The sequence below is a fragment of the Sneathiella sp. genome (assembly GCF_041689005.1).
Taxonomy (GTDB): Bacteria; Pseudomonadota; Alphaproteobacteria; order Sneathiellales; family Sneathiellaceae; genus Sneathiella.
Genome location: NZ_JBDNHC010000118.1, coordinates 1 through 9,491, shown reverse-complemented (window position 1 = coordinate 9,491; position 9,491 = coordinate 1). Strand labels below are relative to the sequence as shown.

General features: G+C 54.1%; 12 protein-coding genes. 9 read left to right on the top strand and 3 right to left on the bottom strand.

Annotated elements, in window-relative coordinates; all coding sequences use genetic code 11:
• From ACESNI_RS13600 to ACESNI_RS13560, 9 genes are all read left to right on the top strand, one after another.
• On the top strand, window positions 1–742 hold a 742-nt coding region (locus ACESNI_RS13600), incomplete at its 5' end, for a heme ABC transporter permease (protein ID WP_373087741.1).
• 133 nt (window positions 743–875) lie between these two features.
• Entirely contained in the window at window positions 876–1,085 is a 210-nt protein-coding gene (ccmD, locus tag ACESNI_RS13595) for a heme exporter protein CcmD (RefSeq protein WP_373087738.1), read from the top strand.
• Complete coding sequence (gene ccmE, locus ACESNI_RS13590) at window positions 1,082–1,522, top strand: cytochrome c maturation protein CcmE (RefSeq protein ID WP_373087735.1); 441 nt, start codon at window positions 1,082–1,084, stop codon at window positions 1,520–1,522. The genes ccmD and ccmE overlap by 4 nt, the downstream gene beginning before the upstream one ends.
• Window positions 1,522–3,513: a heme lyase CcmF/NrfE family subunit gene (locus ACESNI_RS13585; protein WP_373087732.1), complete on the top strand. Its 1,992-nt coding sequence runs from the start codon at window positions 1,522–1,524 to the stop codon at window positions 3,511–3,513. Before ccmE ends, ACESNI_RS13585 begins: the two co-directional genes overlap by 1 nt.
• Window positions 3,514–3,516: 3 nt before the next feature.
• On the top strand, window positions 3,517–4,050 hold the full coding sequence (locus ACESNI_RS13580; RefSeq protein WP_373087730.1) for a DsbE family thiol:disulfide interchange protein: 534 nt from the start codon (window positions 3,517–3,519) through the stop codon (window positions 4,048–4,050).
• Between the two features lie 5 nt (window positions 4,051–4,055).
• On the top strand, window positions 4,056–4,550 hold the full coding sequence (locus ACESNI_RS13575; protein ID WP_373087727.1) for a cytochrome c-type biogenesis protein: 495 nt from the start codon (window positions 4,056–4,058) through the stop codon (window positions 4,548–4,550).
• Window positions 4,547–5,932, top strand: a complete 1,386-nt coding sequence (ccmI, locus tag ACESNI_RS13570; RefSeq protein WP_373087724.1) for a c-type cytochrome biogenesis protein CcmI — start codon at window positions 4,547–4,549, stop codon at window positions 5,930–5,932. The genes ACESNI_RS13575 and ccmI overlap by 4 nt, the downstream gene beginning before the upstream one ends.
• A gap of 101 nt (window positions 5,933–6,033) precedes the next feature.
• Window positions 6,034–6,597 (top strand): NUDIX domain-containing protein, encoded by a 564-nt coding sequence (locus ACESNI_RS13565; RefSeq protein ID WP_373087721.1) that lies wholly within the window; start codon window positions 6,034–6,036, stop codon window positions 6,595–6,597.
• Between the two features lie 23 nt (window positions 6,598–6,620).
• Window positions 6,621–7,379, top strand: coding sequence for a DUF4197 domain-containing protein (locus ACESNI_RS13560; protein ID WP_373087718.1), 759 nt, complete (start codon window positions 6,621–6,623; stop codon window positions 7,377–7,379).
• Here ACESNI_RS13560 and ACESNI_RS13555 read toward each other — a convergent pair.
• The 3 genes from ACESNI_RS13555 to ftsY all read right to left on the bottom strand — a co-directional run.
• On the bottom strand, window positions 7,376–8,221 hold the full coding sequence (locus ACESNI_RS13555) for a DUF3445 domain-containing protein (RefSeq protein ID WP_373087716.1): 846 nt from the start codon (window positions 8,219–8,221) through the stop codon (window positions 7,376–7,378). The genes ACESNI_RS13560 and ACESNI_RS13555 overlap by 4 nt on opposite strands.
• Entirely contained in the window at window positions 8,218–8,790 is a 573-nt protein-coding gene (locus ACESNI_RS13550) for a septation protein A (protein ID WP_373087713.1), read from the bottom strand. Before ACESNI_RS13550 ends, ACESNI_RS13555 begins: the two co-directional genes overlap by 4 nt.
• Window positions 8,791–8,807: 17 nt before the next feature.
• A partial coding sequence (ftsY, locus tag ACESNI_RS13545) for a signal recognition particle-docking protein FtsY (RefSeq protein WP_373087710.1) occupies window positions 8,808–9,491 on the bottom strand: 684 nt, incomplete at its 5' end.

Sequence of the window (9,491 nt, the reverse complement as noted above, 5' to 3'; positions counted from 1 at the left end):
TTCAGACATGACCATCAACTTGCATAAATTCGCGAACCCCAAACGGTTCCTTTCAATTGCCTCGGCAATCTATCCCTGGAGCGTGGGCTTGACAGTCATTTTGCTACTTGCCGGGCTTTATACCGGATTATTTGTGGCACCACCGGATTACCAGCAAGGGGATACGGTGAGAATTATGTTTGTTCATGTTCCGGCTGCCTGGATGGCCCTGATGATCTATACAATGATGGCGGTTGCCTCGGCAGTTGGCCTTATCTGGAAGCATCCGGTCGCCGATTTGACGGCAAAAGCGGCCGCTCCCATTGGGGCCTGCTTCACTTTCCTCGCGCTGGTAACCGGGTCGCTCTGGGGGGAGCCGATGTGGGGCACATACTGGGTGTGGGATGCCCGCCTGACCAGCATGTTGATCCTGCTGTTCCTGTATCTTGGGTACATCGCGATCTGGCACAGTTTTGACGATCAGGCCAAGGCAGGCAAGGCGGCCTCCATCGTGGCGCTAGTTGGGGTGATCAACATCCCGATCATCAAGTTTTCCGTCGACTGGTGGAATACGCTGCATCAACCCGCAAGTGTCGCAACTATGTCCGGGCCAAAGATTTATGTTTCCATACTTGCGCCTTTGTTGATCATGGGGCTTGCTTACACAGCGTTTTTTGTGATGGTGCTGATCATCCGGGTGAAAGCGGAAATCCTGCAGAGGCGTCTCAGGATTTTGCGACTTTCCGAGGTGAAGGGCCGCTAATCGGGCAAGTATTCTTATCGCGGCATTGTGACGCACAGGACTTGTAAATGCCTATATTTTGGCTGATTAGAAAGATATATCTGTAATGGTATGGCTATATATTCGACGTGAATTTGAGGGTATGTTGACGTAAATGAACAGTGTTGCGACTTTTTTCAATATGGGCGGGTACGGATATTACGTCTGGCCGTCATTTGCACTGTCCGCAATCGTTCTGGCGGCTCTTTATTTTCGCAGCCAGCGTTGGTTGCGGTCAGTTGAACGCGAGTTGAATGAGGCGGAAAACCGTCGCGATCGGATGCGTTCCATTTCTCGCCATAAACCGGACAAGGGGCCTACATGACACGAAAACGCCGTCGTCTCTATCTTGTGCTCTCCGGGATGGGCATTTTAGGTTTGGCCACAGCCCTTGTGCTGTTGTCATTTCAGGATAGCCTTGTCTTCTTTTACAGCCCCTCTGATCTCGCGGAAAAGCCGGTCGCCGCTGACCGCACTTTCCGTCTCGGCGGTCTGGTGGAAGAAGGGAGCGTCGAGAAGGATGGTGTCACCTTTCGCTTTCGTGTGACGGATTTGAGGGATACAGTACCTGTAACATTTACTGGAATGCTGCCGGACCTTTTCCGCGAAGGTCAGGGCGTGGTGGCCGAAGGGCATTTGAACGATAAGGGTGTTTTTGTCGCCTCTAACGTTCTTGCTAAGCATGACGAAAATTACATGCCGCCAGAAGTCGCGGAGAGCCTGAAAAAATCCGGTGAATGGCGACCGGAGATAAAGAACTAATGATTGCAGAAACCGGACAATTTGTCCTTATACTAGCGCTGATCACGGCTATTTTGCAGGGCACTCTGCCACTGATCGGCGCGGCGCGGAATAACGTTGCGCTGATGCGGTTTTCAGGGAATGCGGCGCTTGTCCAGTTTTTGGCAATTTCGGGGGCATTTTTCTGCTTGATGGCGGGCTATGTGACCAGTGATTTCTCAATCCTCAATGTGGCCAGTAATTCACATTCCCTGAAGCCGATGCTGTACAAGGTGACCGGCGTTTGGGGCAATCATGAAGGATCGCTTCTTCTGTGGGGCTGGATATTGGCCCTGTTCGGCTATTCTGTCGCCCTGTTCGGGCGTAACCTGCCCGACAGCCTTAAAGCCCGTGTTCTTGCCATTCAGGGGCTGATCGGGGTTGGCTTTCTGACATTTGTGCTGTTTACGTCCAACCCGTTCGTCCGGCTGGATCCGGCACCGCTCGACGGCAACGGTCTCAATCCGCTTTTGCAGGATCCGGGGCTTGCCTTTCATCCGCCGTTTTTATACCTCGGGTATGTTGGCCTGTCGGTGACGTTTTCCTTTGCAATCGCGGCGCTGATCGAAGGGCGGGTTGACCCGGCTTGGGCGCGCTGGGTGCGGCCCTGGACGCTGGCGGCCTGGGGTTTCCTGACCATTGGCATCGCCCTTGGCTCCTGGTGGGCGTATTACGAGCTTGGCTGGGGTGGCTGGTGGTTCTGGGACCCGGTGGAGAACGCGTCCTTCATGCCGTGGCTTGCGGCAACCGCGCTGCTGCATTCCGCCATTGTTGTGGAGAAGCGGGATACCTTGAAGAACTGGACCATCCTGCTCGCGATTATCGCGTTCAGCCTGAGCCTTCTTGGTACATTTCTGGTACGCTCAGGGGTGTTGACATCGGTTCATGCCTTCGCTTCTGATCCGGCGCGAGGGGTATTTATCTTGATGTTTCTGATCGTTGTCATTGGCGGGTCTTTACTCCTCTACGGTATTCGGGCACCGGCGATGAAAGGGGGCGGATTGTTTGCGCCGATTAGCCGGGAGGGGGCATTGGTCCTTAATAACCTGCTGCTTGCCACGGCGGCGGCAACGGTCCTGCTCGGCACGCTTTACCCAATCTTTCTGGACGCGTTTACGGGGGAGAAAGTCTCCGTCGGCCCGCCTTATTTCGTCGCTACGTTTCTGCCGCTGGTGATACCCTTGGTGATTGCCATGGCGTTTGGTCCTTTTCTGCCATGGAAACGCGGGGATCTTGGCGGCGTTCTTTCCCGCCTGAAATTTGCACTTGCCGCCGCACTGGTCGTTGCCGGAGTGGTCTGGTGGTGGCAGACACGGGCCCCGGTAATGGCACTTTTCGGGCTGGGTCTTTTTGCCTGGTTACTGGTGGGCTCCCTTCTGGAATGGACGGATCGGATTAAACTGTTTCGCGTTTCCCTGGCAAACAGCTGGAAACGGATGATCCGGCTCCCGCGGAGTGCCCATGGCATGACAGTTGCTCATATCGGGGTCGCCCTTGTCATCCTCGGGATAACGGCATCGGAAGCCTGGCAAACGGAACATCTGGGTGTTATGAACCCGGGTGATACTGTCAGTGTCGGCGGCTATGAGTTTCAGTTCGAGGGTGCCCGCAATGTTGCCGGCCCGAATTATGAGGCCTTGCGCGGGACTTTTCTCGCAACCGATGGTAACAGCCGGATTGACCTCTATCCTGAACAACGAACCTATGATACGCCACCCATGAAAACAACCGAGGCTGCTATCTATCCGATGTTAACCGCCGATCTCTATGTGGTAATCGGAGATGCGGACGGGAAGGGCGGATACGCCACCCGTATTTATCACAAGCCGTTTATCTCATGGATCTGGCTTGGAGCTTTCGTCATGTTTCTTGGCGGGGCCTTAAGCCTGAGCGACCGGAGGCTGCGTCTTGGGGCACCAAAGCGGCAGACAAAGGCGGCAGTGCCAAAAGCGCTCTCACAGGCAAAGGGATAGGACATGCAATTACGGTTTTTGCTGCCCGTTACAACCTTTGCCGTGATCGCGGCGATTATGTGGTATGCACTTTTCAACCTCAACCCGGCGGAAATCCCGTCTGAACTGGTAAGCAAGCCAGCGCCGGAATTTTCACTTGAGGCTATTCCGGGATTCGGCCCGGCGCTCTCAACGGCGGACCTGGCCAAAGGTAAGGTCACCTTGTTGAATGTTTTTGCCTCCTGGTGTGTGGCCTGTATTGTCGAGCATCCGCTTCTGGTGCGGCTGAAGCAGGAAAATCTCGTTGATATCTATGGTCTCAATTATAAGGATAAACCGGATGCCGCAGCAAAATGGCTGACCGGCAGGGGCAATCCCTATTCACGAACGGGCATGGATTTAAAAGGGCGCGTCGGGATCGATTTCGGGGTCTACGGCGTGCCCGAAACCTTCGTTATTGATGGCGACGGCAAAATTCTCGACAAGATCATTGGCCCGATCACTGAAGACATTCTGGAGAACCGGTTGCGTCCGCTCCTCCTTCGGGCCGGATCGTAAGCATTATGCGCCTCACCAGTATCATTTTTCTGCTTTGCAGCCTGTTTCTGGCGATGTCCGCGCAGGCACTTGTTGTTGATGAGACCCTTGATGATCCGGTCCTGGAAGCACGCGCACAAGAGATTTCTGCGAGTATCCGCTGCCTTGTCTGCCAGAATGAATCAATACTTGATAGTGATGCGGACCTTGCCAAGGACCTTCGCAAGATCGTTCGCGAACATATCGTCGCCGGTGAAAGCAATGATCAGGTAAAGGCATTTCTTGTGGCACGTTATGGCGACTGGGTTTTGCTAAATCCACCTTTCAAGTTGAAAACGGTGCTTTTATGGCTTGGCCCGGCGCTGATATTTCTGTTCGGGGCCATTGCCGCCTTTTTCTTTGTTCGTGGGCGATCAGAAGGCCGGACAGTGCTGGATATCGAGCATCTGACCATGGAGGAGCAGGCGGCGCTTGACCAACTTCTGGCCGACGATGAAGACGGGAGCGCGCGGGCAAAATGATATGGATCATCGCTTCCGCCGTTCTGTTGATTGCGCTTGTCTTGTTGGCATGGCCGTTCGTCAGGAGTGGCAAAGAGACCATCTCGCGATCCGAAAGCGGGCTGGATATTTATCGCCGACAACTGCAGGAACTGGACGCGGAAATTGATCGCGGAGCTGTGAGGACGCAGGAAACCGAAACCATGCAGGTGGAAATCAAACGCCGGATGCTGCGTCTTGGTCGCCAGGAAAATACCTCTGTTCCGACGGGTAAAAATGGAAATAAATATGTGATTTTGGCTATTATGGTGCTTGTGCCGTTGGCCAGCCTTGGCCTATATGCGGATCTTGGATCGCCGGGGGAGCCCTCGCGTCCATTGGCATCGCGAGATATTCCCGCGGAAAGAGCCGCCCTTCAAACAGGAAATGCCGACAGCCTGATCCAGCAGCTTGTTGACAGCCTGAGTAAGCAGCCCGACAATCTGGAGGGTTGGATGCTTCTCGCCCGTACCCTAACAGAGGTCGGGAGATATCGTGAAGCGGCTGAAACCTACATGAAGGCAACGATTGTCGCGCCGACCACTGCCGGGCTCTATGTGGGGGCCGGGGAAAATTTCTATTTTGCGGCTGACGGCAACGTCGATGTCAAGGCGAAGGAAGCCTTTGATAAGGCCTTGGAGCTGGCACCGGATAATCCGGGCGCGCGCTATTATCTTGCCCTTTTCGCGGCGCAAAACGGGCAGGAGATGGACGCCCTTCGAAGCTGGCGCAAGCTTTATGAGGAAAGTGAAGCAGACGCCCCCTACATGCCGGTTTTGAAGCGCCGAATAAAGGAGGTCGCGACCCGCACGAATACGGAACTTGGCGATCTTTTTGATCATAAGACCGCCGTGGAGCCGCCGCCGGGCCCAAGCGATAAAGATATCGCAGCTGCCGCCGACATGTCGGCAACTGATCGGCAGGCAATGATCCAGTCGATGGTAGAGGGGCTGGCCACGCGAATGGCGGAGACCCCAGATTACGATGGGTTAATGCGGCTTGGAAAGTCGTATGGAACGTTGGAAGATTACGACAAGTCAGCGGAGGCTTATGCCCGGGCGGCGGCCCTGAAACCGGGTGACGTGGCGGCGATGACGGGGGAGGCGGCGGCGTATATTCAGGGCTCCGATATTGGGCAGCCCCCACCCGAGAAGTCGGTTGTGCTTTATCGAAAGGTTCTGACGCTGAATCAGGACAATTTGCAGGCACTCTGGTATGTCGGCCTCGCGGAGGCAACCGCCGGGAATAACGCGGCGGCACTGAAGCGTTGGCAAAAACTTCAGCAGTTGGCACCCAAGGGTAGCCCCGTGGAGACGGCGGCCGCGGAAGCGATAAAGAACCTTTCCGACGAGGATAAAAATTGATACGCTGACTGAAATCCGAAAGAAATGAGCGGGATCGGCTGGTTTCCCCTTCCGCTCCCACCGCATGGCAATCTACAGGCAATGCAGGAAAGATAAAATCAGTGACGTCGTTTGATCCTACAGATTATGCATTTGAGCGTAAAATCCCGGAAGGAGACAATGTCGAGCGACAGGTCTGTGCGGAATGCGGCTGGGTTCACTACGAAAACCCGAAAATTGTCGTTGGTTCGGTGGTGACTAATGGCGAGAAGTTCCTGTTATGTCGACGGGCTATAAATCCGCGCAAGGGTTTTTGGACACTCCCCGCGGGGTATCTCGAAAAAAATGAAACGACGGCCGAAGGGGCTGCCCGCGAAGCTTACGAGGAGGCAACTGCCGAGATACGTATCCGCGACCTGCTCGCGCTATACAGTGTGACTCATATCAGCCAGATCCAGATCATGTACCGCGCGGTTCTTGATAAACCCGAGTTTTCTGCAGGTATAGAATCACTTGAAGTGCAGCTTTTTAGCTGGGATGAAATACCATGGGACAATTTGGCGTTTCCGACAGTATACTGGGCCTTACATCAGTACCGGCAGATAAAGGAAGAGGAGAGCTTTGTCCCCTTCTCAAATGCGACAGGGGATATGCTTAAACGTTCACTCGAAATTATCAAGAGATAGCCGGCACAGAAAAGGAAATAGCAATGGGCAAGTTATTGGCGACACTCATTTTGGGCGGCGTGTTGGGGCTGGCTGTAAGCGTGCCTGCTCGTGCCGGGTTTCTTGACGATATACAAAAGAAGCTTAATGACAGCACGTCGTCTGTCACAGGTAATTCGTCAAGTTCGGCAATCGGCAATCTCTCGACCGACCAGATAATCGAAGGGTTGAAGGAGGCGCTGAAGGTTGGAACGGACAGGGTCGTCAGCCAGATCGGGACAACTGGTGGTTATAACGCTGATCCGGCGATACATATTCCGCTGCCAGAAAAGATGCAGCAGGCACAGGCGCTTTTAAAAAAGTTCGGCCTTTCTGATATGGCAGACGAGGTGGAGGAACGGCTTAATCGCGGTGCGGAAGCGGCAGCCCCTAAAACCAAGGAAATTATCCTGTCCGCTATCTCCGAAATGAAGGTCGAGGATGCGAAACAGATCTACAATGGTCCCGATGATGCGGCGACACAGTATTTCAAACGGATTTCCACTGGTGAACTGCAGGAAACCGTTCGGCCGATTATGGAACAGACGCTTAAGGATGCCGGCGCGCTTTCCGCCTATGACAACCTGATCGCGCAATATAAAAGCTATCCCCTGGTGCCCGACATTAAATCCAATCTAACGGATTATGCGACCGACATGGCGCTGGAGGGACTGTTTCATTACCTGGCGGTCGAGGAAGCTGCGATCCGCAATGATCCAGTCAAGCGGACAACGGAAATCCTGACCACTGTTTTTGGGAACTAAGGGTTGGCCTGTAGCAGGAAATCATCGATCAGCTGTTCGTAGCGCGGCAGAGACTTATAGGCGCGCATTTCCTGCGGCATGGTGTGAAGCGCGTGACGCAGGCGCAACGTCCGGTCTTTCCTTTCACATATTTCGGCGAGCGTGTTATTGAAAATCCGGATGGTGAAAAGGATGTCACCGGCATTGTTCAGACGCTGCAGGGTTTGCCGCTCAACCCGGAAAGTAATTTTTTCACCAATATTTTTAGCGGTGATGCTGGTATCGACAGGGCGAGTGTGTCGCCACCATCCAGGCTGGAACAAGGCTGAACTATCGTAAAGCCCCCAGTTAAAGCGCTCAACTTTTTTGCCGGGCTTGAGATGGCGAAAGAAGCGGTCAATAGGTGGTCCGATGCGTTCATTCAATCCGGGCACGGGTTGGTGGATAGCGTGCATGACCTTGCCGACTTTTTCGAGCAGGTTCCATCCGGTGGGAAAACAGACACAGGCGGCGGCAAGCGCATATTCGCCTTCCTGTTCCCGCATCAGGACGAGGTCTTCCTGTACGAGGCAGGCCGCTGTTACAAGAAGGCTGTCGTCGGAAATCGTTTCATTCGAAGAAATGTGAGGAAAATGGCACGCCCGTTCGGCCCGTACCTGCTCAAGAATTTCCTGCTGGGCCTTTTCGGTTCCGGGCATTTCAGCAAAAACCTTTTCCCGCTGCCCGGCCAGCAGACGTTTCTTTTCTGCGATGTCCGGCTCGAATTGCGCGTCTATATCCAGCCAGGACCGGTCTTTCAACGCCTGCAAACCCAGATTCAGGCGAAAGTCCGTACCATCAAGAGGAAAATAGCGCGGTGTCACGGGTCAGTCTTGGATTCACCGTCCTGACTATGACGGTTGATAAGTGGGACCTGGGCCATAAAAAAGATAAAAGACGCCGCCGTGAACCCGAAAACCTTGATATTCACCCACATCTCTGTCGAGACATTACGCCAAATGACTTCATTGGCGATGGCCATAGCGAGAAAGAAGAAGGCAATGCGCAACGTCAGCTTTTTCCAACCGGCATCATCGAGGTTCCAGAAGTTATCAAACAGGTTTCTGACAAAGGATTTCCCCAGGAAAAGCCCGCCGAACAAGATGGCCGTAAAGATGCAGTATATGATGGTTGGCTTCATCTTGATGAAGGTTTCATCGTTCAGGTAGAGCGTCAATCCGCCAAATATCGTTACCACAACGGCCGTCACCAGTGGCATCGCCGGGAGCTTGCGGGTATAGTAATAAGCAATGGCGAGGGCGACCAGTGTTGTGATCATGATTGCGCCAGTGGCAACGAACAGATCGCCAAAATAGTAGGCGGCGAAAAAAATAAGTATCGGGCCGAACTCAATCGTGGGCTTCAGGCCTTTTGGCATGTCACGTGTCGCCATGTTTTACATGTTCCTTGTTAGCTGGTGCTGACGCCGGAAAGGGCGCGGGCAAAATCCTGGGCTGCAAAGGGTTGCAGGTCGTCAACGCCTTCGCCAATACCAATGGCGTGCACGGGCAGGCCGAAGCGATCGGCGATGGCCACGAGAACGCCGCCCCGGGCGGTGCCGTCGAGTTTGGTCATCACCAACCCGGTGACATTGCATATCTTGCCGAAAATTTCGGTCTGGTTGAGCGCATTCTGCCCTGTGGTCGCATCCAGAACGAGAAGGCAGGAATGTGGGGCGTCGGGCTCCAGTTTCTTGATTACCCGCAGAATTTTTTCAAGTTCGGCCATCAAATCTGATTTGTTTTGCAGGCGACCGGCGGTATCGATCAAGAGCAGGTCTGCGCCGTCTTTGCGGGCTTTTTCCAGGGCAGTGTAGGCGAGCCCGGCAGCATCTCCGCCCACCTTGCTGGTGACCACGTCACATCCGGTCCGCTCTCCCCAGATTTGCAGTTGTTCAATCGCGGCGGCGCGGAAGGTATCACCTGCGGCAAGAACGACCTTTTTGCCTTCCGCACTATATTGTTTGGCCAGCTTGCCGATGGTGGTGGTCTTACCAGAGCCATTGACGCCGACAACCAGCACCACATGCGGTTTCAGATTTTCCTGTAGTTCGAATGGTTTTGCAACAGGCTCCAGGATTGCGGCGATCTCACT

Excerpts from the sequence above, each read along its gene's own strand:
- ccmI (WP_373087724.1), top strand. The coding sequence starts at position 4,547 with ATGATATGGATCATCGCTTCCGCCGTTCTGTTGATTGCGCTTGTCTTG.
- ACESNI_RS13580 (WP_373087730.1), top strand. The coding sequence starts at position 3,517 with ATGCAATTACGGTTTTTGCTGCCCGTTACAACCTTTGCCGTGATCGCG.
- ACESNI_RS13585 (WP_373087732.1), top strand. The coding sequence starts at position 1,522 with ATGATTGCAGAAACCGGACAATTTGTCCTTATACTAGCGCTGATCACG.
- ccmD (WP_373087738.1), top strand. The coding sequence starts at position 876 with ATGAACAGTGTTGCGACTTTTTTCAATATGGGCGGGTACGGATATTAC.
- ACESNI_RS13575 (WP_373087727.1), top strand. The coding sequence starts at position 4,056 with ATGCGCCTCACCAGTATCATTTTTCTGCTTTGCAGCCTGTTTCTGGCG.
- ccmE (WP_373087735.1), top strand. The coding sequence starts at position 1,082 with ATGACACGAAAACGCCGTCGTCTCTATCTTGTGCTCTCCGGGATGGGC.
- ACESNI_RS13550 (WP_373087713.1), bottom strand. The coding sequence starts at position 8,790 with ATGGCGACACGTGACATGCCAAAAGGCCTGAAGCCCACGATTGAGTTC.
- ACESNI_RS13560 (WP_373087718.1), top strand. The coding sequence starts at position 6,621 with ATGGGCAAGTTATTGGCGACACTCATTTTGGGCGGCGTGTTGGGGCTG.